Below are 26,974 nucleotides of genomic sequence, written 5' to 3' on the forward strand. Positions count from 1 at the left end.
AGCCGCAACCTTTCACGTTGCGTCAGGAGGAACGGGGCGCCGGTTCGGCCGCCCCGACAAAGGAGTGATGCATGTCCGTTGCAATCGAAGCCGATCTGATCCTGCACAATGGCCGCATATGGCGCGGCCGGGAGGAGGGCATCAGCGAGGCTGTCGCCGTCTGGCAGGGCAAGGTTCTCGCCACCGGCAGCAGCGCCGACATGCTGAGCCTGAAGGGCCCGAGCACCGAGGTCATCGATCTTCAGGGGCGGTTCGCCAGCCCTGGCCTTATCGACAACCACCTGCACCTCATCTCGACCGGTATCACGATGGGTTGGGTGGATGCCACACCCGCTGCCGCGCCGACACTTGCCGCCCTGACGGCGGCGCTCGCCGAACGCGCTGCCAGCACACCGAAGGGCGGATGGATCCAGGCGCGGGGTTATGACCAGGTCAAGCTCGACACGGGCCGGCATCCGACGCGCGAGGATCTCGACCGTGCGGTCCCCGATCATCCGGTGCTTCTGTCGCGTGCCTGCGGTCACGTCGCCATTGCCAATTCGCTGGCACTGAAGCTTGGCGGCGTGACGGAAGCGACACCTGTCCCGGATGGCGGCGTGATCGGTCTTACCGACGGTCGCCTCAACGGCCTGCTGGCCGAGAATGCCATCAACCTCGTCAAGGCCGCCATGCCCGAGGTGACGACGCAAGAGCTGATCGACGGCATCGAGCGGGGTGGGCGCTACCTCAACTCGCTCGGCATCACCAGCTGCATGGATGCGGCGGTCGGCCAGCTCTCGGGCTTTGCTGAAATCCAGGCCTACGAGATGGCAAAGGTTGCGGGCCGCCTGCCGGTGCGCGTCTGGCTGACGCTGCTCGGCGATCCCGGCATTTCCATCGTCGAGGATTGCTGGCGCGCGGGGCTGATCTCCGGTGCCGGCGACGACATGTTGCGCGTCGGCGCGGTCAAAATCTTCCTCGATGGCTCGGCCGGTGGGCGCACCGCCTGGATGACGAAATCCTATGAGGGCGAGCCCGACAATATCGGCGTGCAGATGCTGCCGACCCCGGAGGTCGAGGCGCTCGTCAAATCCTTCCACGATCGTGGCTACCAGATGGCGTGCCATGCCATCGGCGACGGTGCGATCGAGCAGCTGATCACCGCCTATGAAAAGGCGCTGGCCGCGACGCCCGATCCGGATCGACGCCACCGCGTCGAGCATTGCGGCTTCTCGACGGCCGAACAGGACGCACGCATGAAAGCGGCCGGCATCCTGCCCGCGCCGCAAATGGCTTTCATCCACGATTTCGGCGACAGCTACATTTCCGTGCTGGGCGCGGCGCGCGGCAAGCCGTCCTACCAGATCGGCAGCTGGATGCGCATGGGCCTGAAGCCCTCGACCGGCTCGGATGCGCCGGTCTGCTCGCCCGATCCCTTCCCGAACCTGCACGCCATGATCACGCGCAAGACCGGCAAGGGCACTGTCATGGATGAGACGGAAAGGCTGACGCGCGAGGAGGCGCTGCAGGCCTATACGGAATTCGGCGCCTGGTCGCAGAAAGCCGAAGACGTGAAGGGCAGATTGGTGCCCGGCCAGTGGGCCGACATCGCGGTCTTCGACAACGACCTTCTGGAGGCTCCGACCGACACCATTCTCTCAGGCACACGCTGCCTGCTGACCCTGCTTGCAGGCCGCGTCGTGCATGATGCGCGGTAGGGGCCTGTCAGACTGAATCATCGAAACGATGCCGAAAACGGCACGAGAGGGAGGACGAAATGCTGAAAAAACTGACACTCGCCGCCATGCTGAGCCTAAGCGTCGCAACCGGGGCGCTGGCCGCCGGCGAACGTTCCGGCGGAACGCTCGTCTTCACTGCGCCCTATGGCTCGAGCTTCGCCACGCTCGACGTGCAGGCGAGCCCCAATACGCAGGAAGAGTTCATCACGCAGGCTATTCACCGCGGCCTCTACAGCTGGAATTCCATCGAGAACAAGCCGGTGCTGGAGCTGGCCGATTCCGAAGATGTCTCCGAGGACGGCCTGACGCACACCTATCACCTGCGCAAGAACGCCGTGTTCCACAACGGCAAGCCGCTGACGGCTGACGATATCATCTACAGCTACAAGCGCATCGCCAATCCGAAGAACGCCTTCCCGGGCGCCAGCTTCATCGCCGTTATCAAGGGCGCGGAAGAGTTCATCGCCGGCAAGGCAGAGGAGATTTCCGGCCTCAAGAAGATCGACGACAACACGCTGGAGATCACCTATACCGGCCCGATCAATCCCGGCTTCCCGCTGATGCAGAACACGACGGTAATCTATCCGTCGAATGTTGAAGACGAATCGACGTTTGCGAAGAACCCGGTCGGCCTCGGCGCCTTCGTCTTCAAGGAGCATGTGCCGGGCTCGCAGGTGGTGGTCGAGAAATTCGACAAGTATTACGAGGAGGGCAAGCCCTATCTCGACCGCATCAACATCGTGCTGATGGCCGAAGACGCCGCCCGCGACGTCGCCTTCCGCAACAAGGAAATCGACGTCTCGATCCTTGGACCCACGCAATACCAGGCCTATCAGGGTGAAGAGGGCCTGAAGGACCACCTGCTCGAAGTCGCCGAGGTCTATACCCGCAATATCGGCTTCAACCCGGCCTTCGAGCCCTTCAAGGACAAGCGTGTCCGCCAGGCGATCAACCATGCGATCAACGCGCCGCTGATCATCGAACGCCTCGTCAAGAACAAGGCCTATCCGGCCTCCGGCTGGCTGCCGCTTTCCTCGCCGGCCTTCGACAAGGACAAGGCGGCCTATGCCTTCGATCCGGAAAAGGCCAAGGCGCTGCTGGCGGAAGCCGGTTATGCCGACGGCTTCGAATTCGAGGTGACGGCGAGCCCGAACGAGAGCTGGGGCGTGCCGATCGTCGAGGCGATCCTGCCGATGCTGAAGAAGGTCGGCATCACCGTGAAGCCGAAGCCGGTCGAAAGTTCGGCACTCGGCGATGCCGTGACGTCGAACAATTTCCAGGCCTTCATCTGGTCGAACCTGTCGGGTCCCGATCCGCTGAACGCACTGCGCTGCTACTATTCCAAGACGGCGCAGTCGGCCTGCAACTATACGAGCTATGCGAGCCCGGATTTCGACAAGCTCTATGAGGCCGCCCAGCAGGAACGCGACCCGGCCAAGCAGAACGACCTGTTGCGCCAGGCCAACAACATCGTTCAGGACGATGCACCGGTCTGGTTCTTCAACTACAACAAGGCGGTCATGGCGCATCAGCCGTGGGTCCACGGCCTCGTGCCGAACGCCACCGAACTGGCGGTTCAGCCCTATGACGAGATCTGGATCGATGAGAACGCACCCGACGCGCGCAAGTAAGCCTTGAGGGTTCGGGGGCGGTCTCGGCCGCTCCCGCATCTGTTATCACGCCCGCAAGGGCGGCAAAAACGGAACCGTCAATGCTTCGTTTCACCCTGCGCCGCATCCTGCAGGTCATCCCGACGGTCGTCGTGGTGGCGCTCCTGATCTTCGTCATCTTCTCGGTCGTGCCCGGCACCTTCGCGGCCAGCCTGTTCGCCGATGGAAAACGCGCCGCCGACCCGCAGATGATTGCCCGCCTCAATGAGGAATTCGGGCTCAACAAGCCGCTGATGGAGCGCTTCGTGACCTATGTCACGGATCTCGCGCAGTTCGATCTCGGCACCAGTTTCCGCACCCGCCAGCCGGTCATCGACCTGATCAACGACCGTATGGGCGCCTCGCTGCAACTGGCCATTGCCGCCATGGTTTTCGCGCTGGTCGTCGGTGTGCCGCTCGGCTTTCTGGCGGCGCTCAGGCCCGGCTCCGTGCTCGACACCGTGACGATGATCGGCGCGGTCTCCGGCCTCTCCATGCCGCAGTTCTGGCTGGGCCTTTTGATGATGTATCTCTTCGCCCTGCAACTGAACTGGCTACCCAGTTTCGGCTATGGCGACGGGTCTTTCCGCAATCTCATCTTACCCGCCGTGACGCTCGGCGTAACGCCGCTGGCGCTTCTCGCGCGCACCACGCGGGCAGGCGTGCTCGATGTGCTGAATGCCGATTTCATCCGCACCGCCCATTCCAAGGGCATGAGCGAGATGAAGGTCGTGCGCTGGCATGTGGCGCGCAATGCGCTGGTGCTGATCGTCACCACGGTCGGCCTGCAGTTCGGCTCGCTGATCGGCCAGGCCGTCGTCATCGAAAAGCTCTTCGCCTGGCCTGGCATCGGCTCGCTGCTCGTCGACAGCGTGGCGATCCGCGACATTCCCGTTGTGCAGGGCACGATCCTCGTCATCGTGCTGTGGTTCCTCCTCATCAATACCGCCGTCGATCTGATCTATGCCGCGATCGATCCGCGCATAAAGCAGGAGTGACAAATGCGCTTCGGTTTCAATTTCTGGCTCGGCGCCGGGCTGACGGTGCTGGTCATCCTCGCCGGCATCCTCGCGCCTTGGATCGCGCCCTTCGACCCGGTGCTCGACGCAGACCTGATGAGTTCCGAACTGCCGCCCGACGCCACCTTCTGGTTTGGCACGGATGCGCAGGGGCGCGACGTCTATACGCGCATCCTCTATGGGGCGCAGATATCGCTGACCGTCGGCATCGTTTCGCAGGTCATCAACTCGATGATCGGCATCACGCTCGGCATGACCGCCGGTTATTGGGGCGGCTGGTGGGACGATCTCGTCAACGGCCTGACGAATGTCATGCTCGCCATTCCCTCGCTGATCTTCGCGCTCGCCGTCATGGCGGTGCTTGGCCCCGGATTGCCGTCGCTTTTGATCGCGCTCGGCCTCACCAATTGGAGCTGGACCTGCCGCATCGCCCGTTCCTCGACGCTCTCGCTGAAATCGCAGGGCTACGTGCAGGCGGCGCAGACGCTCGGCTATGGCGACCTGCGGATCATGTTCACGCAGATCCTGCCCAACATGATGGGGCCGATCCTCGTCATGGCGACGCTCGGCATGGGCTCGGCGGTTTTGTCGGAAGCGGCACTTTCCTTCCTCGGCCTCGGTATCCAGCCACCGTTCCCGAGCTGGGGCTCGATGCTGACGGATGCGCGCCAGCTCATCCAGTTGGCGCCCTGGGTGGCGATCTTCCCCGGTCTCGCCATCTTCCTCTCGGTGCTCGGTTTCAACCTTCTCGGCGACGGGCTGCGCGACAGCCTCGACCCGCATATGAGGACGCGCAAGCCATGACCGCGCCGCTTCTCGACATCAGGGATCTGCGCCTCGGCGTAGCGATCAATCGCTCCACCCACCATCCGCTGCTCAAGGGCGTCTCCTTCCAGATCATGCCGGGCGAGGCCTATGGCCTCGTCGGCGAATCCGGCTCGGGAAAATCCGTGACGTCGCTCGCCGTCATGGGTCTTTTGAAAAAACCGCTCGCGATTGCCGGCGGCGAGATCCTGTTCAAGGGCCAGAACCTGCTCGCGCTTCCGAAACGCGAGATGCGACGGCTGCGCGGCAACCGTATCGCCATGATCTTCCAGGAGCCGATGACGGCGCTCAATCCGCTGTCAACCGTCGGCCGGCAGATCGCCGAAATGTTCGTGCTGCATCAGAGCAAGAGCTGGGGTGAGGCGGAAAAACTCGCCGTCGAGGCGCTCGGGAACGTGCGCGTGCCCAATCCCGACCGGCGCGCGAAAAACTACCCGCACCAGATGTCGGGGGGGCTGCGCCAGCGCGTGATGATCGCCATGGCGCTCGCCTGCGACCCTGACCTCTTGATCGCTGACGAGCCGACCACCGCGCTTGACGTGACGGTGCAGGCGGAAGTGCTTCGGCTGATCAAGGAACTCTGTGCAGCGCGGGGCACGGCGGTGCTCTTCATCAGCCATGATCTCGGCGTCATCGCCAGCGTCTGCCAGCGCGTCGGGGTGATGTATTCCGGTTGCCTCGTGGAGGAAAACGAAACACGCTTGCTCTTTGCCGATCCGAAGCACGACTATACGCGCGGCCTTCTCGGTGCCCTGCCACGCCTCGGCAGCCGCAGTGAACATGGCCGCCAGCGGCTGGTCGACATCGACAGCATCATCGCCGACCGTTCGAAGCTGACGGAAACCCGCTTCATCGCGCCGCGCGGACCGGAAGGAAGTCAGCCATGACCGCCCCTCTGTTGCAGGTGGACGATCTCCACGTACGTTTCCCGATTTCCGGCGGGGGCCTGCTCGGCACGGGCAAGCGCGTGCTGCATGCCGTCAACGGCATCAGTTTCGAGCTTGCCAAGGGCGAATGCCTGTCGATCGTCGGTGAATCCGGCTGCGGCAAGTCGACGACGGCGCTGTCCATCCTCGGCCTTCAGACACCGAGCGAGGGCATGATCCGCTATCGCGGCCAGCCGCTGACCGGTCCCGGTGCGCCGGGCCGCATGGAGCGCGCCAAGGCGGTGCAGATGGTGTTCCAGGATCCCTATGCCTCGCTCAATCCGCGCCAGTCGGTACGCACCTCGCTGGCCGCGCCGCTGCGCCTGCACGGCGTCACCGCAGCCTCGGAAATCGAGGGCCGCATCGAGGCTATGCTGAAGAATGTCGGCCTGACACCGGAGCAGGCGGCGCGCTATCCGCATGAATTTTCCGGCGGCCAGCGCCAGCGTATCGGCATTGCGCGTGCGCTGATCCTCGAGCCGGAAATCGTGCTGCTGGATGAACCCGTCTCTGCGCTCGACGTTTCGATCCGCGCGCAGATCATCAACCTGCTGCTCGATCTTCAGGAGAAGCTTGGCCTCTCCTATCTGATGATCAGCCACGATCTCAGCGTTGTCGAGCATATGAGTGATCGCGTGCTGGTGATGTATTTCGGCGAGGTGGTGGAGGAGGGTGGCTGGCGTAACATCTTCGAAGCGCCTGCTCATCCCTATACACGCCGGCTGATCGCCGCCATTCCGGATCCGGCCGCAGCACTCGATCCGACGGGAAAGCAGGATCGGTTTGCCGACCTGCCGCAGTTTACCGGCCGCCGCTTCGTTTCCGACGGCAGCACGTCGCCGGACGTCTTTACAGCGCCGGCGCTCTCCGAACTGGTCGAGATCGGTGAAAACCACAGAGTCCGGCTGGCTTCAGCCTGATCCGATGGATGAGCCCGGCGGCGTTTGAAGCTCGGCTCGATCCTATTGAAGTTGATTGCGCAAACAGGTGGAACGCAATGGATCGCAAGCCGAAGATCGCCGTGATCATGGACGAGAATACCAGCTCGGGTGGTGACCGCTATGATATATCCAAGAGCTACTTTTCCGCTCTCGACCGGGCCGGCGCGTTCGCTTTCGGCATTCCTTACGCACCAGACCTGGTCGAATATGTCATCGAGGCTTTCGACGGTTTCCTGAGTGTCGGCGGCCGGATCAACTTTCCGGGCGAATGGTATGTCGAAGGCGACCGGTCGCAGTATCCGCCGTCCGATCGTCTTGCGGTCGAAATGGCGCTGATGCAAGGCTTCCTTGCGCATGACAAACCGGTGCTGGGCATCTGCAACGGTATGCAAATGCTCGGATGTTTGCACGGTTGCCGCATGGTCTCCGATATTCGCGCTTCCCTTGCGGGCGCGCTGGAGCACGACAACGCAGATATGCGTCATGACGTCCATGTCTCCCGGGGCACGAGGATGTCGGCTATCCTCAATGCCGAGACCTTCAGTGTGAACACCTTCCACCGCGAGGCTATCGTGGAGGTTTCCGACGCTGTGACCGTGACCGCGCGGGGAACCGACGGCGTCATCGAGGCGATAGAGGTGCCAGCCTATGCTTTCGCCATGGGTCTGCAATGGCATGCCGAGCGGCTCGATGCGGAAAGCCATCCCGGCGCCCGGATATTCGACGCGTTCGTGAGCGCGGCAAGCCGATAGGATTTCAGCCAACCGGGAGAGCCAGGCTCTCCCGGGTCTGCCGGCCCTAGCCGAGCGTCTTTTCGACGTCGGCGAAGGTTTCTTCGAGCACGGCGATCAGATGATCGGCGTCGCGCCTAGAGAAAATCATCGGCGGGCGCATCTTCAGCACGTTGTCATGCGGGCCTTCGGTGCCCATCAGCACGCCGCGGCGGCGCGCGCCGTTGGAGACGGCGCGGGCGAATTCGGTCGCGGGCGCCCTGGTCTTGTGGTCCGTGACGAGTTCGATGCCGAGGAAGAGGCCAAGGCCGCGCACATCGCCGATGGCCTGGTAACGCTTCTGCATGTCGCGGAAAGCGTCCATCAGGTAGTTGCCAACGGTGAGCGCATTGCCGCGCAGGTCCTGGCCCTCGATGACGTCGAGCACGGCGAGGCCGACGGCGCAGGAGACCGGGTTGCCGCCGAACGTGTTGAAATATTCCATGCCGTTGTTGAAACTGTCGGTCACGTCGCGGGTCGTGACGACGGCGGCGAGCGGATGGCCGTCGCCGATCGGCTTGCCCATGGTGACGATGTCGGGCACGACGCCCTGCGTCTCGAAGGCCCACCAATGGCTGCCGACGCGGCCGAAGCCGACCTGCACCTCATCGGCGATGCAGACGCCGCCCGCCTCGCGCACGAGCCGGTAGACTTCCTTGAGATAACCCTCCGGCAGGAAGACCTGGCCGGCGACGCTCGGGATGGATTCGGCGATGAAGAAGCCCGGACCTTCGCCCTTGGCCTTCATGACGGCGATCTGTTCGGCGACGCTTTCGGCAAAGCGCTTGCCGTGTTCTTCGATCGGCCAGTCCGCCGGTGCATGATAGCTGTCCGGCACGGCGGCGATATGGATATGCGGCTTCGGCCCCTTGCCGCCCTTGCGGCGGAACTTGTAGGGGCTGATGTCGATCAGTTCCTGCGTCGTTCCGTGATAGGACCAGTCGAGCGTGATGGCGTTTTCGCGTCCGGTATGGGCGCGCATCATGCGCAGCGCCAGGCTGTTGGCCTCCGAGCCGCTGTTGACGAAGCCGGCGACCGTCAGCTCCTTCGGCAGCGTCGCCGTCAGGCGCTCGGCATAGGCGACGATATTGTCGTGCAGGTAGCGCGTGTTGGTGTTGAGCGTCGCGGCCTGCCTGGCCATCGCTTCCACCACGGCCGGATGGGCATGGCCGATGTGGCAGACATTGTTGAAGCAGTCGAGATAGGCCCGGCCGCTGTCGTCGATCAGCCAGACGCCTTCGCCGCGCACGAACTTTATCGGCTTGTCGTAGGAGATGGAGAGGTTCGGCAGCAGCAGCTCGCGCCGTTTCTGGACGATCTCCTCATGCGAGCGGCCCTGGCGCTCGAAGAATTCCCTGGCGACACCGGCGAAGGTGCGGGCATTGGGGAAGAGTTCCGCCCAGACATCGAGATAGCGCGGCTCGCCGACGCCGAGGATTTCGGTGGCCGACAGTGTCGTGTCGGTGGAGATCTGCAGGTGGAGATGCGGCGCCCAGCCGCCGTTTTCCTTCGGCGCACCCATTTCGCCGACCAGCGCGCCGGCTTCCAGCCTGTCGCCGGCCTTCAGGCGGTTGACGGCCTCATGGGCGAGATGGCCCCAGAGCGAGATGAAGGGCGGGCAGCCCTCCGGGTCGTGGCGCAGCGCGATCAGGCAGCCATAGCCGAGCGGGTCCTTTTCGACCTCGACGCTGACGACGGTGGCGGCAAGCGGCGCGAAGACCTTGGTGCCGGCGGCCATGAAGAGATCGAAGCCGAGATGGTGCGTGCGGCGCGCGCCCTCGATAAAGCGCGAGACGAACATCTCGCCCGCATAGACCGTGCGCTCTTCAGCGAAGGGACCGATACCGAGCTCAACGCCGGTCTCGCGGCAATAGGCGTCCCAGATCGCTTGCGCTTCATCCGGCTGTTCGGCGGCGGACTTGACGGTCATCGGGTGGGTTGGATCGCCATAGGGCACGAGCGCGGCGGGATAGGTCGCGGCCGGCTTTTCCAGCAGTGGCGCGAGCGACTTGCGGTTCTTCTCGATCCACTCGGCCACCACGCGGGCGCCGGGCACGGCCTCGAAGCCGCAGGCCTTACGCAGGATGGCGGTGGCGAAACGCGGGTTCATGCGGTCGAGCTTGCGCAGCAGCGTCCAGGCCGGGCGTTCGCTGATCGCGAGGTATGGATTGTCTTCGGTGTGGATGCGGCGCGAGGCCGACATAGTGACGGAGGTGACGAGGCGGGCTGCAATCAGGTCGAAGAGCAGGTCGACTTCTTCTTCCATAAGCGGATATTGCGCATGGAAACCGCGCGCGATGGCGGCGGCGGCGCCGATCGGGTCGGCATGGTCGAGGCCTGCATAGGCGGCGGCGATCGCCATCTCCGCGATGACGGGTGTGTGCAGCGCATCGCCGAAATCGATCAGGCCGGAAATCCGGTCATGGTTCGCGGCATCGACCAGCACGTTCCAGTCGTTGGCGTCATTGTGGATGACGGCGGCGCGCAACGTTGCGAGGCGCGGCGCGATGGTGGCGAAGCGCTTGAGGAAACGTTCGACGAGGGCGCGGTCTTCGGCATCCGCGATATGCGAAAGGCGGCTCGCCGAGCGGCCGGCAGTGCGGATGTCCCAGTCGAGATCACGCAGCGCGCCGGGATGCATGAAACCTTTCAGGGCGGCATCGAAGCGGCCGAGCATGTGCCCGAGGGATTCGAGCGCGGCTTCACTGCGCCCCGTTTCGGCGAGCGGTTCGCCCTCGACCCAGCTGACAAGGCGGACGCGGTGTGCCGTGCCGTGGGGGCTCGTGGTGGTGGCCAGGCTCTCACCTGACAACGTCGGGCGGATATGCGGTACCGGCAGATCGCCGGCATGCACGCCGAGATGGGCGAGCAGCGCCGTCTGGAAATCGCTCTCGACGGCCGGCTCGGCGGCGTTGACGATCTTCAGGATGAAGGTCCCCTCCGAGGTTTCCACCTTGAAATTCTGGTCGCGCTCGCTGGCAAGCGGCGAGAGCCTGCCGGCAAGCCCATAATGCTCCTTGAGCAGGGCGGCAGCGGCGTCGAGGGAAAAATCCGGGGTCGTCTTCAGCATATCGTTCATGGCAATCCTCTTTTCGGGTTGAAGATTTGCATGGACGACGCTTTGGCGCATCCGGCATTATGCCGGTTGTGCCGGCACTCTGTCTGTAATAACCGTCATCTTGTCGGCGTAGCGGAGAGAGGCATCATGCAGGGCACGGATAATATCGACCGGGCGATCCTCAGCATCCTCACGAAGGAAGCGCGCATCCCCATGAAGTCGCTTGCCGGGCGCATCGGGCTGTCGCGCAGCGCGACGACCGAGCGCGTCACGCGACTGGAAAAGGCGGGCATTATCCGGGGCTACCGCGCCGATATCGGCCAGCTCGACGACGGCCAGATTCAGGCCTTCCTGCTGGTGACGTTGAAACGCACGCCCTCGATCGGTGTGCTAGACCGGCTCGCCGGTTTTCCCGCCGTGCGGCGGGTGTCGTCGGTCAGTGGGCAGCTCGACCTCGTGGTGGAGGTCGAGGTCGGCTCGATCAATGCGCTCAACGAATTGCGCGACGAGGTCGCGACGCTCGACAATGTGGAGGATCTGACGACCTCCATCGTGCTGCGCCGCGACATCGAACGGGTATAGGCGGTTTAACGCCAGCCCAGCGCCGGTGCGACGTGCTTCAGGATCGCCTCGATGACATGGGCGTTGTATTCGACGCCGAGCTGGTTGGGCACGGTGAGCAGTAGCGTGTCGGCCTCCTGGATCGCCTCGTCGGCGGCCAGTTGTGCTATCAGCCTGTCCGGCTCGTCGGCGTAGGAACGGCCGAAGATCGCGCGGGTCTTGTCGTCGATGAAGCCGATGGAATCCTCTTCCTTGCCGCCCCGGCCGAAATAAGCGCGGTCGCGATCGTCGGTAAGCGCAAAGATGCTGCGGCTTACCGAGACGCGCGGCGTGCGGCTGTGGCCCGCTTCCTTCCAGGCCTCGCGATAGGCGCGGATCTGCGCGGCCTGCTGGACATGGAAGGGCTCGCCCGTTTCGTCGTCCTTGAGGGTCGAGCTTTGCAGGTTCATGCCATGCTGAGCGGCCCAGACCGCCGTCGCGTTCGAGCCGGCGCCCCACCAGATGCGCTCGCGCAGACCCTCGGAATGCGGCTCGAGGCGCAGCAGGCCCGGCGGGTTGGGGAACATCGGCCGCGGGTTCGGCTGGGCAAAGCCTTCGCCCTTCAGGACGTCGAGAAAAACCTCCGCGTGGCGGCGGCCCATATCGGCGTCGCTCATGCCCTCCTGCGGTTCGTAGCCGAAATAGCGCCAACCATCGATGACCTGCTCGGGCGAGCCGCGGCTGATGCCGAGCTGCAGGCGGCCGCCGGCGATGAGGTCGGCCGAACCGGCATCCTCTGCCATATAGAGCGGGTTCTCATAGCGCATGTCGATGACGGCAGTGCCGATCTCGATCTTCTTCGTGCGTGCACCGACGGCGGCGAGCAGCGGGAAGGGCGAGGCGAGCTGCCGGGCGAAATGGTGGACGCGGAAATAGGCGCCGTCAGCGCCCAGCTCTTCGGCCGCGACGGCAAGGTCGATTGACTGGAGGAGCGTATCGCCCGCCGAGCGGGTCTGGGATTGGGAAGAGGGTGTCCAGTGGCCGAAGGAGAGAAAGCCGATTTTCTTCATGATGTTCGCCTCGACGCCGAGCGTCCGTTGCAAGATGTGTCGGGCGGAACATGGTGCATCGCGTTGGGCTTGGAAAGGTGCCGCATGAGAACGCATTGTTCACAAAACGGCCCTTGTAGACGGGGCGGCGCTCGCACGCCGCCCCGATCCATTGACAATCAGACCGATACGACATGCACCGTGCGGGGCAGTTCGGAGAGGATTTCCGGGCCGTCGGCGCGCAGGATCACGATATCCTCCAGGCGGATGCCGAAGCGGCCGGGCAGATAGATGCCGGGCTCGATGGAGAAGACCATGCCCTCTTCCAGCACGGTCTCCGAGGTGGCGGTGATATAGGGCGGCTCGTGGCCGTCGATGCCCATGCCGTGGCCGGTGCGGTGCACGAAGTATTCGCCGTAGCCGGCATCCGTGATGACCCCGCGGGCGGCCGCGTCGACCTCGCGGGCAAGAACGCCGGGTTTCGCGGCCTTCAGCGCCGCTTGGACGGCCTTTTCGACGATGGTATGAATTTCGCCATAGCCTTCCGGTGCGATGCCGATGACGGCCATGCGGGTCATGTCGGAGGGGAACCCCTCCTTGCGGCCGCCGATATCGATGACGACGGCATCACCTTCCTGCACGACCTTTTCGCTGGCCGAATGATGCGGGAAGGCGCCGTTGCCGCCCGCTCCTACGATCCAGAACTGCGGCGAGGCACCCTCGGAGGAGAAATGCGCGCGGATGGCGGCGGCGACCTCTTTCTCCGTCATGCCGGGACGGATGGTGGCAAAGGCGGCCTGCATGGCACGGTCGGCGATGCCGGCATTCATCTTCAGCTTGGCGTATTCCGCAGCGTCCTTGCGCATGCGCAGACCACCGAGTGTCGAGGGCGTGAAATCGCGGCGCGTCTCGGCCGGCAGCGCATCGAGCAGCAGCAGCGCAAAGTCGGCGCGCATGGTTTCGTCGAGCGCGACGAGTCCAGGTGCTTCCGCGCCGATATCGGCAAGGGCGGCGGTAAGGGCGTCAACCGGGCCGACCTCATCCGCCCAATTGTGGAAGGCGATGTCGGTGAATTCGCGTGTGCCCTCGGCATTCAGCACCGGCATCAGGAAGGCTTCCTTTTCCGGGCCGATCAACAGCAGGCAGGGCCGCTCGTCGGGATGCGGATGGAAGCCCAGAACCCAGTCCATATGGGAGCCGGGCGCGATGGCGACGAGGCCGGTGCCGGTTTCGGCCATGCGCTGGCGCAGCGCCTTCAGGCGCGTGGCGGTCTGTTCGGTCATGATCTGTCCTTGTGATTACGGAGTGTCGGAAAAGGGGGATTTGCGTTTGACGACGAAACTCGCCGGTGTCCGGCCCGCCGCTTCGGCGGCACCGAAGACGTCCATGGTGCAGGTATGGAAGATCGTCGTCGGCGTGCTCGTGTGGTTCCAGGTCGTGTGCGTCAGCGTCGAGAGGAAATGGGCGGAATCGCCCGCTTCCAGAACGGTTTGCTCGCCGTCGATCTCGATGGTCAGAGCACCCTCGACGATGAAATAGATCTCCTCGCCTTCATGCGACATCGGCTCGCTGTGAAAGCCCGGCGGCGCATGGATGAGCGTGGAGCACAAGACGCTGCCGGGGAAGGAGGCCGAAAGGCGTTCATAGGTGATGGCGCTATCCGGTGTGCCGCCGAGGCCATAGACGGCGCGTCCGTTATGCCGGGTGATCGGCGTTTCCACGCGCGGCGGCTGGAAAAACGAGCCGACATCGGTGTTGAGCGCACGGCAGACCGCGATGAGGGACGTCAGCGAGGGAACGGTGATGCCGCGCTCGATCTGAGAGATGAAGCCGACCGAGAAACCGGCGGCATCCGCCACTTCCTGCAAGGTCATCTTCAGGGCCCGCCGGCAGGCGCGCAGACGCGCCCCCACGGCCTGCGTGTCGACTGCCGGTTGCTTTGCAGTGCTCGCCATCGAGACCACCGAATTTTTAGTATTACTTCAATAATGCGAAAGACAAAGGCATTGTCAAATCGTTTTTTAGTCTGACTAAAAAGTCGGGATCGCGTCAGGCTTCCAAAAGCGTTTTGCCGTGCATCGCCATCATGCGCTCTTCGTTGGCGGCGATGACGAGTGTGCGGAAGGGCTGGAGAAAGGCGAGCCGGGACAGGATGGCCTCGCGCACCGGTGCGGCATTCTCGCCGATGCCGCCTGTGAAGACGAAGGCGTCGATGCCGCCCATCGATGTCGCCATCATGGCCGCATATTGCGCCACCCTGAGGGCAAAGTAGTCGAGTGCGAAAGCGGCACGCGGATCGGCGCTCTCGAGCAGCGTCTTGACGTCGTTGCTGAGGCCGGAAAGCCCTTTGAGACCGGAGCGCTCGTAGAGCATCCGTTCGACCTCGTCCACCGAGAGGCCGAGGCTGCGCATCATATAGGTGACGGCGCCGGCGTCGATCGCGCCCGTGCGGCTGCCCATGGGCAGACCGTCGAGCGCCGTCATGCCCATGGTCGTGTCGATGCTCCTGCCGCCCGCCATGGCGCACAGACTGGCGCCGTTGCCGAGATGACCCGCGACCACCCGGCCCCGCGCGACATCGGGGTAGTCGCGGGCGAGAACGCGGGAGATCCAGTCGTAGGACAGACCGTGAAAACCGTAGCGGCGTATGCCTTTTTCACGCAGGGCTTCCTCCACCGCGAAGGCTTTGAACACCGGCGCCTGACCGACATGGAAGGCCGTATCGAAACAGGCGATGTCGGGCGCGTCGGCCAGCCGGTCCGACGCGGCGATACCGGCGAGGTTGTAGGGCTGGTGCAGCGGGGCGAGCGGCACGAGCGTTTCCAGTTCCGACAGGATTTCCGGGGTTATGATGACCGGATCGGCGAAGGTTTCGCCACCATGCACGATGCGGTGCACGGTCGCGACCATGTGCCAGCCATCGTCGTAGCGGTCGATCAGGTCGATCACCGCGCCCATCGCGGTGTCGTGGTCGTCGTCGGTCAGCGGCCGGTCGACGATGGCGCCGGTCTCCTCGATGATGGCGCTGAGCCGCGCGCCGCTGCCGATGCCGGTGACTTTGCCCTTGGCGAGCCTGTCGAGCCTGTCATAGCCGAAAACCTCGAACTTCAGGCTGGACGAGCCGGTATTGAGGACAAGGAGGACGTCGATCACAGCATGCGTCCCTTCGTGCGGGCATCGGCGAGGAGCACGGCGAGCGCGCAGGAGAGGAGGCGCGTGCGTTCGTTGTCGGCGCGGCTCGTGAGGATCACGGGGACACGCGCACCGAGCACGATGCCGGCGGCTTCCGCCCCGCCGAGGAAGGTCAGCTGCTTGGCCAGCATGTTGCCGGCCTCGATGTCGGGTACGAGGAGGATGTCGGCCGTGCCGGCGACTTCGGAGACGATGCCTTTCTCCCGCGCTGCCTCCACGCTGATCGCGTTGTCGAAGGCGAGCGGCCCGTCGATGAGGCAGTCGGTGATTTGCCTGCGGTCCGCCATCTTGCAGAGTGCGGCGGCGTCGAGCGTCGCCTGCATCTTCGGATTGACCGTCTCCACGGCGGCGAGCACGGCGACTTTTGGCATCCGGTCGCCGAAGACGACCCGCCAGAGATCGACCGCGTTCTGTACGATATCGGCCTTGACCGGCAGTTCCGGCAGGATGTTGACGGCAGCGTCGGTGATGATGAACGGTTTAGGATAGGTCGAAATGCTCATCAGGTAACTATGCGAGACGCGTCGCTCGGTGCGCAGCCCCGCATCGGCTCTGACGATGGCGCTCAAAAGTTCGTCGGTGTGCAGGGAGCCTTTCATGATCGCATCGACATGGCGACCGGCGGCAAGTTCTGCGGCCTTCGCTGCCGCGGCATGGCTATGCTCCACATCGACGATTTCCCAACCGGTAATGTCGATGGTGGCCTCCTGCGCAGCGGCAGCGATCCGTGTCGCCGGGCCGATCAGCACGGGCAGGATCAGCTTTTCCCGCACGGCTTCGGCAACCGCCTCCACCACGTTGGGTTTTACCGGATGCACGATTGCCGTGCGCGTCGGCGGCAGGGCATGGCAGAGATGGAGGATGGCGTCTGTCTGTCGGCTCATGCGGCGGCATTCCTGATTTGCGGCTTTTGCGCAGCATAGAGGATTTATATCGCCGCGCCATGACGTGCTCACGCCGCGTAAACCAAATCCTTACGCCCAACCATTAGCTTCCTGTGAAGGTGCAATGATCACACCGTATCCGTGTAGCGAGTAGCAAGCGTATGAGCATGCCCGACACCGCAGTCCAGCTTTCCCGCTTGCCGGGCGAAGCCCAGTCCGGCAAGTCCCGCCAGGAAGCAGACTTCTGGATGAACTGTGTCGGCGCGCCGCTCGTCCTCATGGAAAAGCAGACCTTGACGGTGCGCTACGCCAACGCGAATGCTGCGATCCTGTTTGGCCGCGGCCTTGAAGGTTTCGGAGATTGCCCGGTCGAGGAGCTCGTCGGCCCGGAAGCAACCCTGATGCTCGGCCAGATCTGGAGCGTCGCGCCGGTTGGCGTCCCCGGCGAGCCCTTCCTCATCCGCGCTCATGTCCAGGGACAGGAGCGCGTGCTCATGGTGCAGGTTACCAAGATTGCCGTGGAGGGCGAAATCCTGCGGCTCTTCACCTTCCTGGATGCGCCGCCGCAGGGTTCCGTGACGCTGGCCGGCTGGCAGGAGAACGTCATCTCGCTGCTCAACTGGTTGCCATTCGGCTTCGAGATATCGGGCACGGACGATCAGATCCAGTTCGCCAATTCCACATTCAAGGAACTGTTCGGCTACACGCAGGACGAGATCTCCAACATCGAGGACTGGTGGCGGCTTGCCTATCCTGATCCGGAATACCGCGAATTCGCCCGCACGCAATGGTACGATTCCATCACCGCGGCCCGCGCGGAAAACCGCGAGATGACGCCCTTCGATCTTGATGTGGCGACGGCGCGCGGCGAAACCCGCACGATCCAGTTCCGTCACCGCACGATCGGGAACTTCAACGTCAACATGTATATCGACGTGACGCGTGAACGCAGCTACGCCAAGGAGCTGAAGGTTCTCGCCGACACCGACCCGTTGACCGGCGCGATGAACCGCCGCCGTTTCTTCGAGGAGGCGGATCGCATTCACGCCGAATGCCGGAAGAACGGTACATCCGTCACGTTCCTGATGCTGGACATCGATCATTTCAAGACGATCAACGACCGTTATGGCCATGGCGTTGGCGACCAGGTCTTGGTCGCGTTCACGCAGCGTTGCCGTGATATTCTCCAGCCGGAAGACCGGTTTGGCCGGATGGGCGGGGAGGAGTTCGCCGTGGTGCTTAAAAGGCCGGACTACGGTTCGGTTCACGCCGCCGCAGAGCGTCTGCGGGAGGTCGTGCGCACGCTCCCCTTCGTCATCGACACGGATTCGCTCATGGTGACCGTCAGCGTCGGCGGTGCCGTCTGCGATCTCACGGAAAGCGTCGGCTCGGCCATCTCCCGCGCCGACAACGCCCTCTACGATGCAAAGAAGACCGGCCGGGATCGCGTCATCGTTCGCTGAGGCGTTTCATGCCCGCCGGTGTTTCGGGGAGACCCCATAGGCCTTCTTGAAGGCCGTCGTGAAACTCGAGGGGTTGCGGTAGCCGGCAAGATAGGCGGCCTGCGAGATCGGGATGCCGTCCCGCTCCAGTGCGGCGCGCGCCGTCTCCAGCCGCTCCTGACGGATGAAATCCGACACGTTCGTGCCGAAATGTTCCTTGAAATGGCGCTGGATCGAGGAGGTGCTAATGCCGACCTCGCGTGCGATGCGGTCGAGCGTCAGGTCCTCGTAGACATGGGCGAGGATGTAGTCGCGCACCTTCTCACCCAGACGACGGCTGAGAACAGTGGGCTGGTGCGCCGTTGTGTCCTCTTCGACGAGAACCGAGCAGGCCTGGCACATGATGTCGAAGGCGTGGGAGTTGCGGTAGAGCGTCAGGAGTTCGCCCGCCATGGTGCCCGGGGGCTTCAGGATGTGTTCGGCGATCTGTGAAAGATGCCGGTTGGGGGCGAAGCTGAACGTCGCAAGATGACGCGAGAAGAAGGCGCGCAGCTTCGGCATGCTGGTCGGCTGTGACCGGATCAGGCGATCGACCCAGGGCAGCGGCGCCGAAATCATCACCTTGCGCAGAGGGGTCGCGGTTTCGTTCACGAATTGCAGTTTGCAGTCGCGCGCCACGTTCAGCATGAACACGACTGGCTCCGGGTTCTCCACATCGCCCGCATCGATGCGGAAATGCTCGCCGTCCATCACGAAATGCTGCTGGCCCTGCAGCAGCACCATGATGAGGAATTTCGGCCAGACATCGTAGAGGTTGTCGTCGGGCGTGCAGCTTGCCGGCCCATCCATGGCGCCGACGAACAGGTGTTCGGGAATCTCCGGTTTGATCCTGATGTTCAAGATGCCGCCCCCTTGCATTGCCTTCCCCGCATGGAATGGCCCGCTGCCGTCTGTGCAAAGTTTTTTGATGCTTCAGCGAAAGTCTTTGCCGTCGACAGATCAACTCAGCTACTGGCATAGTTGACTACGTTAATCAAGTTTAATCGCCGGCGCGGGAGCCGGCCCAGTGGCATGTGGGTTTGGGATATGTGGGGCACTTTTTCGCCGTCCATGGGGCGACGTCGTATCATGCTTTTGGCTGCGGCCAGCATTCTGACGCTGAATGCGGCCGCGGCGCAGGATCAAGACGCAGCTGCGGGCAGCACCGCGCTGGAGGCCGTCGTGATCGAGGGCGGCGCGGGTGAAAGGGGCGATGGCCCCGTTGGCGGCTATGTCGCCAGAAAGAGCCTGACCGGCACCAAGACGGAGACGCCGATCGCCAAGACCCCGCAGACGATCGCCGTCGTTCCGAAAGAGCAGATCCAGAACCAGAACGCGCTCTCCGTCGCCGAATCCCTGCGCTACACGCCGGGGGTCGTTACCGAATATCGCGGAGCGTCCAATCTGCGCGACGAAATGTTCGTGCGCGGTTTCTACTATGTGCCGAAATATCTCGACGGGCTCTTCCTCGGCGGCGACCTGTCCTATGCCAAGATCGATCCCTATCTGCTCGAGCGTGTGGAGCTGATCTCCGGTCCTGCCTCCGTGCTCTACGGTCAGGCCAATCCGGGTGGTATCGTCAACATGGTCAGCAAGAAGCCGACGGACGAGCCCCTGCGCGAGGCTGAAGTCTCCGTTGGTACGGATGGTTATCTCTCCGGCGGTTTCGACATCAGCGACCGCTTCGACGATGCTTTCAGCTATCGGATCGCCGCAACCGGCCTGAAGCGCGATCTTCAGGAAGACTATGCAAAGCAGAGTTCTTTCGCCATCGCGCCCTCCATAACCTGGTCGCCGGATGAGGGCACGTCGCTGACGGTGCTTGGCGGTTATCAGAACGAGCCGGATGCCGGTTTCCGCAACTTCCTCGATGCTGCCGGCACCATCGATCCGATCCCTGGCTTCGGTTTCATTTCGCCTGATTTCTTCGTGTCCGATCCTGACTTCGAGCGCGCCGAGCGCCGGCAGGCCTGGATCGGCTACGAGTTCAAGCACGAGATCAACGATAACCTGACCTTCCGCCAGAACGCGCGCTATCATCGTACCGACTGGCTGCACCATACGCTGGTCTATGGCTGGCTTTCCGCCGATCCTGTGACGGGCAACAATACGATCCTCAACCGCAGTGCGCGCGGTGGTACCGACGACTGGAGCCAGTTCGCCATCGACAACCAGCTCGAAGCGAAATTCTCCACGGGACCTGCGGAGCACACGTTGCTTGCCGGCATCGACTACCAGTATCGCAAACGTGATTACCAATGGGGCTCGGCGTCTGCGCCGACGCTCGATCTCACGGATCCGCAATATGGCGGCATCGACTATGACTCGATTGCGCTTGCCACGACCGACTTGACCGAGACGACTGCGCGCCAGGCTGGCGTCTATCTTCAGGACCAGGTGGAGATCGGCAATCTGAACCTGCTCGCCGGCATCCGCTATGATCGTGCGGAGACGGAGATCGACGACCTTCTCGCCGGCACCAGTCAGTCATACGACGATGGCGCGTTCACCTGGCGTACAGGTGCGCTCTATACATTCGACAACGGTATTGCGCCCTATGTCAGCTACGCGACATCCTTCGAGCCGGCTCTCTACTCGCCGCCGACGGGTGAGCCGGCCTTCAAACCCACGACCGCAGACCAGTTCGAAGTGGGCGTGAAATATGCGCCGGAGGGAACGGGTGTGCTATTGACGGCCGCCTATTACGATCTGACGCAGAACGACGTGGTCGATGGCGCCTGGGATCCGGTCGCCGGCAAGACGGTCTATTCGCAGATCGGCGAGATCCATAACCGCGGCGTCGAGCTTTCGGCTCGGGCGGACGTAACGGACAATCTCTCCCTGATCGCAGGCTACAGCTATATCGATAGCGTCGTGAAGGCCTCTGTCGACAGCAGCATCATCGGCAAGACCCCGTCGCGCGTGCCGGCGCATCAGGCAGCGCTCTGGGCGACCTATACGGTGGATAGCGGCGCCCTTGAGGGTCTGACGGTCGGCGGTGGCGTGCGCTACATGGGCTCCAGTTGGGGCAACGGCACCAACACGTTCAAGGTTGGCGCCGTCACCCTGTTCGACGCGATGGCCTCCTACGACTTTGGCGCTGCGAGCCCCGATCTGAAGGGCCTGTCCCTCCAGGTCAACGTCAAGAACATCGGCGACGAGCGCTATGTCTCTTCCTGCGCCAATGCCTATGCCTGCTTCTACGGCGAAGGCCGCAGCATCGTCGCGACGTTGAAGAAGCAATGGTAGTGCGGCTGACGATCGGGCTGGGCTTCGTGGCCATGGTCCTGTCGATGACACCGGCGCCTGCGGCGGAGACGCCGCAGGTCTTGCCGCTTGCCGTGGATGCAGTGGTGAAAAGCAAGGCCGAAACGGTCGGAATGGCGCAGATCGTCGATCCGGCCGCGCCCGACGGGGCCTACGTCAAGGGTCAGTTGCGTGTCGCCACGGGGCGTTTCGATCTCGATCTCGTCGATGCGTCCGGCCGCCACTTGCGACGGCTTGTCGAGGGCGCGCGCGGAGCGGCCGAATTCCAGTTTGTTGCGGAAACGTCGGGTAACCGGCTCATCGTGACGGGAAGGGAGCCCGGAGCCTATACGCTGACGCTTGATCGTCTGGTGACGCGTGCAGATCAGCTGCCGGCAGCGCCGACCTATCTCAGCCCCACGATTGCCGGCCTTGCCGAGACCGTTGCCGCCGGCAGGGCGACGGACGGCTTCTGGTCGATGGTCGCGGCGCGGGGCACGCCGCTCGTCGAGGACGGGGAGGAGGGCCGCAAGATCGTCACCTTCCTCGGTCGTGGCGCGCAGCGCAACATTCGCCTGTTCGGCGCGCCGAGTGGGGACCATGAGGAACTGCAGCGGCTCGGCGGTTCGGACGTCTGGTTCAAGAGCTTCGAGGTTCCCGGCGGCACACGGCTTTCCTATCAGCTCGCCTTCGACGTGCCCGATGTGCCGGGCACGGCGCGCGACCGGCGCGTTGCCATCCTAGCGACCGCCAAAGCCGACCCGCTCAACCGCCATCCTTGGCCGGCCACGGCGAGTGATGCCTACAATCAGGATAGCGTGCTGGAACTCGAGGGCGCGCCGCCGCAGCCATGGGTCGCGGAAAAGGGCGCTCCCGCCGGGACGCTGAAAACGCTTTCCATAGAAAGCAAGGCGCTCGGCAATCGGCGAGACATCACGATCTACCGCCCGGCCGGCTTCGACCCGGCGCGCAGGGATACGATCCTGCTCTTCGTCTTCGATGCCGACCAGTATCTGGAACGCGTGCCGGTGCCGCGCATGCTCGACAACATGATCGCCGCTGGCGCGGTGCCGCCTGTCGTCGCGGTCTTCGTCGCCAATCCCGACCGGGCCGCGCGGACACGCGAACTGCCGGCCAATCCCGCTTTCGCCGATTTTATGGCGACGGAACTTCATCCGCTGGTCGTCAAGGAGACCGGGATCACCGTGCCGGCGGGGCGCACGGTGCTTGCGGGGTCGAGCTATGGCGGACTGGCCTCCGCCACGGTCGCCATGCGTCACCCCGAGGTCTTCGGCAATGTGCTGTCCATGTCCGGTTCGTTCTGGTGGAGCCCGCCCGGCACACCGGAAGACCAGAGGGAGTATGTGGCGGGGCTGATTGCCGCAGGCGGGGTGCTTCCGCTGCGTTTCTTCCTTGCCGCCGGCCTCTTCGAGACCGGCGCCCATGGGACGGCCGGCATCCTCGATACGAGCCGGCATCTGCGGGACGTGCTGCAGGCGAAGGGCATTCCCGTTACCTATCGCGACTACGCCGGCGGACACGACTATCTCGTCTGGCAGGGCGTCCTGCCGGATGGCTTGATCGTGCTCTTTGGCGGGAACCGGCCCTAGCGGCCGACTTCCCTTGCCGGAAAAACATGAGTAAAGACGTTATGTTTTGATCGGAACCCGGAAGGGTTGCGATCCTACGCTGAAAGGAAAGGCCATGCCCCAATCCGCCACCTATCTTGAGACCGCGAACGGACCGAAATACCTGGTCCAGCTCTGCAAGCATTTCGCGCACAAGATCGTGGTTTCCTACACGGAAACCCAGGGCGAATGTCAGTTCGCCTGCGGTACGGCGAGCCTCGAGGCGGATGCACAGGGCCTGCGTATGGCCGTGACCTCCGTTGATGACGAGGGGCTTGCGCAGGCACAGTCGATCATCGAGTCGCATCTCGCGCGTTTCGCCTTCCGCGAGACGTTCGACGCGCTCGACTGGCAGCGGTCGGACAAGGCCGCCTGAGCGCATGCCTTCCATCAGCCCACAGGTGACTTCATGAAACATATCCATCGCATCGCAGCCGTTGCTGCCGCCGTCCTCTTCGCCTTTCCGGCAAACGCCATGGACGTCGCGACGGCGCGCGGGCCGATTACAATCGACGGCACGCCCAAGACAGTCGCCGTCTATGACGTCGCGGCGATCGACACGCTCAGCCGGCTCGGTGTCCACCTCGCCGGCCTGCCGGACAAGCTCTACGTTCCCGAGCTGGAGCCGGCAAAGGAGGGCGCGACGCCGGTCGGCACGCTGTTCGAGCCGGACCTGGAAGCACTGAGCGCGCTCGATCCCGATCTGATCATTGTCGGCAGCCGCTCGGCCTCAAAGGCGGACGTGACGGCGAAAGTCGCTCCCACGATCGACATGACCATCGATGGCGACGACCTCTTCGATCAGGCCAAGCAGCGGCTTGCCGCCTATGGCGAACTTTTCGGCAAGCAGGCTGAGGCCAAGGCCGTTGCCGATGAGCTCGACGCCAGGCTCGCTGCCGCAAAGGCTGCCATCGCCGGCAAGGGCAAGGCGCTGATCGTCATGTCCAACGGCCCGAAAGTATCGACCTATGGGCCGGGTTCACGTTTCGGCTGGGTTCATGCCGCGCTCGACCTGCCGGCGGCCGTCAGCGAGATCGAGACGGCGACGCATGGTGAGGCCGTCTCGTTCGAATTCATCCGCCAGGCCAATCCCGACTGGCTGCTGGTACTCGACCGTGCCGCCGCCGTGGGCTCGAACGAGCAGGCGGCCAAGGTCACGCTCGACAACGAGCTTATCGCTGCGACGACCGCGTGGAAAAAGGGCCAGGTCGTCTATCTGCCCGCGCCTGATTTTTACATCGCGGCCGGCGGCGTACAATCACTCGAGCGGGTTCTGACGACGATCACGGAGGCCTTCGCCGCCGCGAAATGACAGCAGCCGTCTCGAAGCCGTCTCCCTGGACAGGATTGATCGCGGGCCTCGGGCTCGCGGTCCTTTTTGTGTTGAGCCTCGCTGTCGGTGTCAGTCCGCTGCCCGTAAACAGGATGTTGAGCGATCCGGAGGCGATGCAGCTTCTCGCCGTCAGCCGCCTTCCGCGTACGCTTGCCGCCGTGCTCTGCGGTGCGGGTCTGGCGATTGCCGGCCTCATCATGCAGACGCTCTCGCGCAACCGCTTCGTGGAACCCGCGACGGCCGGCACGGCACAAAGCGCGGAACTCGGCATTCTTCTCGTCACATTGCTCTTTCCCGCCGCCGCGCTTTGGGTGAAGACCCTGTTTGCGGGGAGCGTAGCGCTGGTTGGTACGTCGATCTTCCTCGCGACCGCCCACCGTCTGCCGCCCCAGCAGCCCTTTCTCGTGCCGCTCTTCGGCATCGTCTACGGTGGCGTCATCGGTGCGGTCGCGACCTTTGCCGCCTGGCAGGCGGACCTTCTGCAGTTCCTCTCCGTCTGGACCAACGGCGAGTTTTCCGGCGTGCTGCGCGGACGTTACGAACTCTTGTGGATCGCGGCCCTGATGGTCGCCGTCGCCTGGATCGTCGCAGACCGCCTGACGATCATGGCGCTTGGCCGCGAGACGAGCATAGGGCTGGGTATCGATTATGCGCGCATGATGCAGATCGGCCTCGTCATCGTTTCCGTCATCACGGCGCTGGCCGTCGTCGTCGTCGGCATGATTCCCTTTGTTGGCCTTGCCGTGCCCAACATCGTCTCCCGGCTGATGGGCGACAATGTGCGCGGCACACTCGGTTGGGTCGCCGCTGGTGGCGCAGGCCTGGTGCTGGCCTGCGACATTGCCGGCCGGCTCATCCGCTACCCCTATGAAATTCCCGTCGGTACGGTCATGGGCGTGGTCGGCGGCGTGGTGTTCCTCTGGCTTCTGTTCCGGCGGGGCGGCCATGGCTGAACGTCGTTTGTTCGGCCTTGGCGTTGCTGCGCTCGTCGTGGCCGCCGCCTTCCTCGCGATCGGCCTGAAGGGCAATATCGCCTTCGTGCTGGAACTGCGCCTGCTGAAACTGGCAGCGCTCGTGCAGGTCGGCGTCGCCATAGCCGTCTCAACGGTGATTTTCCAGACCGTGACGGGCAATCGCATCCTGACGCCCTCGATCATGGGGCTCGATGCGCTCTATCTTTTCGGCCAGATGCTGCTGGTCTTCCTGCTCGGCGGCGTCGGCTATGTGACGCTCGATCCGCAGATGAAGTTCGGGCTTGAGGTGCTGCTTCTCATGGGCCTGGCCTGCGCCCTCCTGTTGCCGATGCTCCGAAGCCGCCTCGACATGGGGTTGATGCTGCTTGGCGGCGTGGTCCTCGGCGTTCTCTTCCGCAGCCTGCAGTCGCTGCTCGCCCGGCTCATCGATCCCAACGAGTTCGCCGTCGTGCAATCGGCGAGCTTCGCCAATTTCAATGCGGTACGCACGGATCTGCTCGTCTTTGCGGCTATCGTGACCGTTGCCGCCCTGATCATCGCCTGGCGGGCGCGGCATGTGCTTGATGTCATTTCGCTCGGCCCCGATGCAGCGACAGGCCTCGGGGTCGGCTGGGCGGGGACGGTGACCGGCCTGCTGCTGCTCGTCTCGGCCCTCGTTGCCGTTTCCACCGCGCTGGTCGGACCGGTCGCCTTCTTCGGCCTGCTCGTGGCAGCCCTTGCCGAGCGGATCGTTGACAGCCGTCGCCACGCCGTCCTGCTGCCGGCTGCTGCCCTCATCGGCGTCGTCGTTCTGGTCGGCGGACAGACGCTGTTCCAGCATGCGCTCGGCAGCGCGACGGCGCTCGGCGTCGTCATCGAATTCGTCGGCGGGTTGGTCTTCCTCCTGCTGCTGGTCCTCGGGAGCCGCAAATGATCCGGATAGAAAACGTCTCCTTCAAGCACCGGGCGACGCCGATCCTCACGGATATCAGCCTCGATATCCCCAAGGGCGGTGTCGTGGCGCTGATCGGCCCGAACGGTGCAGGCAAATCCACGCTGCTTTCGCTCGTCGCGCGGCTCCAGCCGTTGCAGACGGGTTCCATTTCCGTCGATGGCCTGCCGGTTGATACGACGCCTGGCCGGGATCTCGCAAAGGTCCTCGCCATCCTGCGGCAGGATACGACGATCGCAAGCCGCCTGCGCGTGCGCGAACTGGTCGGTTTCGGCCGCTTCCCGCACGGCCGGGGCCGATTGACGGACGATGACAATGCCATCGTCGATGGCGCCATCGCCCAGTTCGACCTTGCCGATCTCTCCGACCGTTTCATCGAGACGCTCTCGGGCGGCCAACGCCAGCGCGCACTCGTCGCCATGGCTTTCGCCCAGGGCACGGATTATCTGTTGCTCGACGAACCCCTGAACAATCTCGACATGTACTATGCCCGCGCCCTGATGCGTTCGCTGCGGTCGGTCGCCGATGTCAACGGCAAGACCGTGGTCATCGTGCTGCACGACATCAATCAGGCGAGTGCCCATGCGGACCGGATCGTCGCGATGAAGGGCGGACGGATCGTCGCCGACGGCACGCCTGCCGAAATCCTGACATCCGATGTCCTCGATGCCGTCTTCGGCTTTCGCATGCGCGTGGAGACGATTGATGGCACGCCCTTCGCGCTGCACCAGTTCTGACATCCTCGCGGGGGGATGTACGACAACTCGGCGGCGGCAGGTGGTGAGGGGCGAGCGTCTGTTTGTGACGAAT

General features: G+C 63.9%; 23 protein-coding genes. 16 read left to right on the forward strand and 7 right to left on the reverse strand.

The genetic code is table 11. The features are described from left to right. Window positions 1–71: 71 nt before the first annotated feature. From MUU55_RS16955 to MUU55_RS16985, 7 genes are all read left to right on the forward strand, one after another. Window positions 72–1,697, forward strand: coding sequence for an amidohydrolase (locus MUU55_RS16955; RefSeq protein ID WP_244761926.1), 1,626 nt, complete (start codon window positions 72–74; stop codon window positions 1,695–1,697). A gap of 59 nt (window positions 1,698–1,756) precedes the next feature. Next, window positions 1,757–3,349, forward strand: coding sequence for an ABC transporter substrate-binding protein (locus MUU55_RS16960; protein WP_244761927.1), 1,593 nt, complete (start codon window positions 1,757–1,759; stop codon window positions 3,347–3,349). An 80-nt stretch (window positions 3,350–3,429) separates the two neighbouring features. Beyond that, the gene (locus MUU55_RS16965; protein ID WP_244761928.1) at window positions 3,430–4,365 is read left to right on the forward strand and encodes an ABC transporter permease; all 936 of its coding nucleotides are present in this window, start codon (window positions 3,430–3,432) and stop codon (window positions 4,363–4,365) included. Window positions 4,366–4,368: 3 nt separating this feature from the next. Continuing rightward, the gene (locus tag MUU55_RS16970; RefSeq protein ID WP_244761929.1) at window positions 4,369–5,190 is read left to right on the forward strand and encodes an ABC transporter permease; all 822 of its coding nucleotides are present in this window, start codon (window positions 4,369–4,371) and stop codon (window positions 5,188–5,190) included. Beyond that, the gene (locus tag MUU55_RS16975) at window positions 5,187–6,098 is read left to right on the forward strand and encodes an ABC transporter ATP-binding protein (protein ID WP_244761930.1); all 912 of its coding nucleotides are present in this window, start codon (window positions 5,187–5,189) and stop codon (window positions 6,096–6,098) included. The genes MUU55_RS16970 and MUU55_RS16975 overlap by 4 nt, the downstream gene beginning before the upstream one ends. Beyond that, the gene (locus MUU55_RS16980) at window positions 6,095–7,057 is read left to right on the forward strand and encodes an ATP-binding cassette domain-containing protein (protein WP_244761931.1); all 963 of its coding nucleotides are present in this window, start codon (window positions 6,095–6,097) and stop codon (window positions 7,055–7,057) included. Before MUU55_RS16975 ends, MUU55_RS16980 begins: the two co-directional genes overlap by 4 nt. Before the next feature lie 8 nt (window positions 7,058–7,065). Then, window positions 7,066–7,830, forward strand: a complete 765-nt coding sequence (locus tag MUU55_RS16985; RefSeq protein WP_244761932.1) for a gamma-glutamyl-gamma-aminobutyrate hydrolase family protein — start codon at window positions 7,066–7,068, stop codon at window positions 7,828–7,830. 46 nt (window positions 7,831–7,876) lie between these two features. Here the strand turns inward: MUU55_RS16985 and MUU55_RS16990 are convergent, their stop codons facing one another. Next, the gene (locus MUU55_RS16990) at window positions 7,877–10,927 is read right to left on the reverse strand and encodes an aminotransferase class III-fold pyridoxal phosphate-dependent enzyme (protein ID WP_244761933.1); all 3,051 of its coding nucleotides are present in this window, start codon (window positions 10,925–10,927) and stop codon (window positions 7,877–7,879) included. Between the two features lie 126 nt (window positions 10,928–11,053). Here MUU55_RS16990 and MUU55_RS16995 point away from each other — a divergent pair, with 126 nt between their 5' ends. Beyond that, on the forward strand, window positions 11,054–11,488 hold the full coding sequence (locus MUU55_RS16995) for an Lrp/AsnC family transcriptional regulator (RefSeq protein ID WP_244761934.1): 435 nt from the start codon (window positions 11,054–11,056) through the stop codon (window positions 11,486–11,488). Between the two features lie 5 nt (window positions 11,489–11,493). Here MUU55_RS16995 and MUU55_RS17000 read toward each other — a convergent pair whose 3' ends face one another. From MUU55_RS17000 to MUU55_RS17020, 5 genes are all read right to left on the reverse strand, one after another. Beyond that, a complete protein-coding gene (locus MUU55_RS17000) occupies window positions 11,494–12,516 on the reverse strand; it encodes an LLM class flavin-dependent oxidoreductase (RefSeq protein WP_244761935.1) in 1,023 nt (340 codons plus the stop codon). Between the two features lie 158 nt (window positions 12,517–12,674). Beyond that, window positions 12,675–13,778 carry a M24 family metallopeptidase gene (locus MUU55_RS17005; protein WP_244761936.1) on the reverse strand — a complete coding sequence of 368 codons (1,104 nt, stop codon included), beginning with the start codon at window positions 13,776–13,778 and terminating at the stop codon, window positions 12,675–12,677. A gap of 15 nt (window positions 13,779–13,793) precedes the next feature. Further along, on the reverse strand, window positions 13,794–14,450 hold the full coding sequence (locus tag MUU55_RS17010; RefSeq protein ID WP_244761937.1) for a helix-turn-helix domain-containing protein: 657 nt from the start codon (window positions 14,448–14,450) through the stop codon (window positions 13,794–13,796). Window positions 14,451–14,544: 94 nt separating this feature from the next. Then, the gene (locus MUU55_RS17015) at window positions 14,545–15,648 is read right to left on the reverse strand and encodes an acetate/propionate family kinase (RefSeq protein WP_244761938.1); all 1,104 of its coding nucleotides are present in this window, start codon (window positions 15,646–15,648) and stop codon (window positions 14,545–14,547) included. Next, window positions 15,645–16,571 (reverse strand): bifunctional enoyl-CoA hydratase/phosphate acetyltransferase, encoded by a 927-nt coding sequence (locus MUU55_RS17020; protein ID WP_425314189.1) that lies wholly within the window; start codon window positions 16,569–16,571, stop codon window positions 15,645–15,647. Before MUU55_RS17020 ends, MUU55_RS17015 begins: the two co-directional genes overlap by 4 nt. 167 nt (window positions 16,572–16,738) lie before the next feature. Here MUU55_RS17020 and MUU55_RS17025 point away from each other — a divergent pair, with 167 nt between their 5' ends. Beyond that, complete coding sequence (locus MUU55_RS17025; protein ID WP_244761939.1) at window positions 16,739–18,034, forward strand: GGDEF domain-containing protein; 1,296 nt, start codon at window positions 16,739–16,741, stop codon at window positions 18,032–18,034. Between the two features lie 6 nt (window positions 18,035–18,040). Here MUU55_RS17025 and MUU55_RS17030 read toward each other — a convergent pair whose 3' ends face one another. Continuing rightward, window positions 18,041–18,913, reverse strand: coding sequence for a helix-turn-helix transcriptional regulator (locus MUU55_RS17030; RefSeq protein ID WP_425314190.1), 873 nt, complete (start codon window positions 18,911–18,913; stop codon window positions 18,041–18,043). 228 nt (window positions 18,914–19,141) lie between these two features. Here MUU55_RS17030 and MUU55_RS17035 point away from each other — a divergent pair, with 228 nt between their 5' ends. The 7 genes from MUU55_RS17035 to MUU55_RS17065 all read left to right on the forward strand — a co-directional run bounded on the left by MUU55_RS17035 (window position 19,142) and on the right by MUU55_RS17065 (window position 26,901). Further along, window positions 19,142–21,301, forward strand: coding sequence for a TonB-dependent siderophore receptor (locus MUU55_RS17035; RefSeq protein WP_244761940.1), 2,160 nt, complete (start codon window positions 19,142–19,144; stop codon window positions 21,299–21,301). Continuing rightward, window positions 21,295–22,908, forward strand: a complete 1,614-nt coding sequence (locus tag MUU55_RS17040) for an alpha/beta hydrolase-fold protein (RefSeq protein ID WP_244761941.1) — start codon at window positions 21,295–21,297, stop codon at window positions 22,906–22,908. The genes MUU55_RS17035 and MUU55_RS17040 overlap by 7 nt, the downstream gene beginning before the upstream one ends. Before the next feature lie 94 nt (window positions 22,909–23,002). After that, entirely contained in the window at window positions 23,003–23,302 is a 300-nt protein-coding gene (locus MUU55_RS17045) for a DUF2218 domain-containing protein (protein WP_244761942.1), read from the forward strand. A 33-nt stretch (window positions 23,303–23,335) separates the two neighbouring features. Further along, the gene (locus MUU55_RS17050) at window positions 23,336–24,238 is read left to right on the forward strand and encodes a siderophore ABC transporter substrate-binding protein (protein WP_244761943.1); all 903 of its coding nucleotides are present in this window, start codon (window positions 23,336–23,338) and stop codon (window positions 24,236–24,238) included. After that, complete coding sequence (locus MUU55_RS17055) at window positions 24,235–25,212, forward strand: ABC transporter permease (RefSeq protein ID WP_244761944.1); 978 nt, start codon at window positions 24,235–24,237, stop codon at window positions 25,210–25,212. Before MUU55_RS17050 ends, MUU55_RS17055 begins: the two co-directional genes overlap by 4 nt. After that, on the forward strand, window positions 25,205–26,146 hold the full coding sequence (locus MUU55_RS17060; RefSeq protein WP_244761945.1) for an iron chelate uptake ABC transporter family permease subunit: 942 nt from the start codon (window positions 25,205–25,207) through the stop codon (window positions 26,144–26,146). The genes MUU55_RS17055 and MUU55_RS17060 overlap by 8 nt, the downstream gene beginning before the upstream one ends. Further along, window positions 26,143–26,901 carry an iron ABC transporter ATP-binding protein gene (locus MUU55_RS17065; RefSeq protein ID WP_244761946.1) on the forward strand — a complete coding sequence of 253 codons (759 nt, stop codon included), beginning with the start codon at window positions 26,143–26,145 and terminating at the stop codon, window positions 26,899–26,901. The genes MUU55_RS17060 and MUU55_RS17065 overlap by 4 nt, the downstream gene beginning before the upstream one ends. Window positions 26,902–26,974: the final 73 nt, after the last annotated feature.

The organism is Shinella curvata, assembly GCF_022899935.1.
Taxonomy (GTDB): domain Bacteria; phylum Pseudomonadota; class Alphaproteobacteria; order Rhizobiales; family Rhizobiaceae; genus Shinella; species Shinella curvata.

What these genes read in the sequence shown, in the direction of transcription:
- MUU55_RS16955 (WP_244761926.1), top strand. Translation starts at nt 72, where the DNA reads ATGTCCGTTGCAATCGAAGCCGATCTGATCCTGCACAATGGCCGCATA.
- MUU55_RS17065 (WP_244761946.1), top strand. Translation starts at nt 26,143, where the DNA reads ATGATCCGGATAGAAAACGTCTCCTTCAAGCACCGGGCGACGCCGATC.
- MUU55_RS17055 (WP_244761944.1), top strand. Translation starts at nt 24,235, where the DNA reads ATGACAGCAGCCGTCTCGAAGCCGTCTCCCTGGACAGGATTGATCGCG.
- MUU55_RS17035 (WP_244761940.1), top strand. Translation starts at nt 19,142, where the DNA reads ATGCTTTTGGCTGCGGCCAGCATTCTGACGCTGAATGCGGCCGCGGCG.
- MUU55_RS17050 (WP_244761943.1), top strand. Translation starts at nt 23,336, where the DNA reads ATGAAACATATCCATCGCATCGCAGCCGTTGCTGCCGCCGTCCTCTTC.
- MUU55_RS17000 (WP_244761935.1), bottom strand. Translation starts at nt 12,516, where the DNA reads ATGAAGAAAATCGGCTTTCTCTCCTTCGGCCACTGGACACCCTCTTCC.
- MUU55_RS17020 (WP_425314189.1), bottom strand. Translation starts at nt 16,571, where the DNA reads ATGAGCCGACAGACAGACGCCATCCTCCATCTCTGCCATGCCCTGCCG.
- MUU55_RS16995 (WP_244761934.1), top strand. Translation starts at nt 11,054, where the DNA reads ATGCAGGGCACGGATAATATCGACCGGGCGATCCTCAGCATCCTCACG.
- MUU55_RS16960 (WP_244761927.1), top strand. Translation starts at nt 1,757, where the DNA reads ATGCTGAAAAAACTGACACTCGCCGCCATGCTGAGCCTAAGCGTCGCA.
- MUU55_RS17060 (WP_244761945.1), top strand. Translation starts at nt 25,205, where the DNA reads ATGGCTGAACGTCGTTTGTTCGGCCTTGGCGTTGCTGCGCTCGTCGTG.
- MUU55_RS16965 (WP_244761928.1), top strand. Translation starts at nt 3,430, where the DNA reads ATGCTTCGTTTCACCCTGCGCCGCATCCTGCAGGTCATCCCGACGGTC.
- MUU55_RS17005 (WP_244761936.1), bottom strand. Translation starts at nt 13,778, where the DNA reads ATGACCGAACAGACCGCCACGCGCCTGAAGGCGCTGCGCCAGCGCATG.
- MUU55_RS17025 (WP_244761939.1), top strand. Translation starts at nt 16,739, where the DNA reads ATGCCCGACACCGCAGTCCAGCTTTCCCGCTTGCCGGGCGAAGCCCAG.
- MUU55_RS16970 (WP_244761929.1), top strand. Translation starts at nt 4,369, where the DNA reads ATGCGCTTCGGTTTCAATTTCTGGCTCGGCGCCGGGCTGACGGTGCTG.
- MUU55_RS17010 (WP_244761937.1), bottom strand. Translation starts at nt 14,450, where the DNA reads ATGGCGAGCACTGCAAAGCAACCGGCAGTCGACACGCAGGCCGTGGGG.
- MUU55_RS16985 (WP_244761932.1), top strand. Translation starts at nt 7,066, where the DNA reads ATGAGCCCGGCGGCGTTTGAAGCTCGGCTCGATCCTATTGAAGTTGAT.
- MUU55_RS17045 (WP_244761942.1), top strand. Translation starts at nt 23,003, where the DNA reads ATGCCCCAATCCGCCACCTATCTTGAGACCGCGAACGGACCGAAATAC.
- MUU55_RS16990 (WP_244761933.1), bottom strand. Translation starts at nt 10,927, where the DNA reads ATGAACGATATGCTGAAGACGACCCCGGATTTTTCCCTCGACGCCGCT.
- MUU55_RS16975 (WP_244761930.1), top strand. Translation starts at nt 5,187, where the DNA reads ATGACCGCGCCGCTTCTCGACATCAGGGATCTGCGCCTCGGCGTAGCG.
- MUU55_RS16980 (WP_244761931.1), top strand. Translation starts at nt 6,095, where the DNA reads ATGACCGCCCCTCTGTTGCAGGTGGACGATCTCCACGTACGTTTCCCG.
- MUU55_RS17040 (WP_244761941.1), top strand. Translation starts at nt 21,295, where the DNA reads ATGGTAGTGCGGCTGACGATCGGGCTGGGCTTCGTGGCCATGGTCCTG.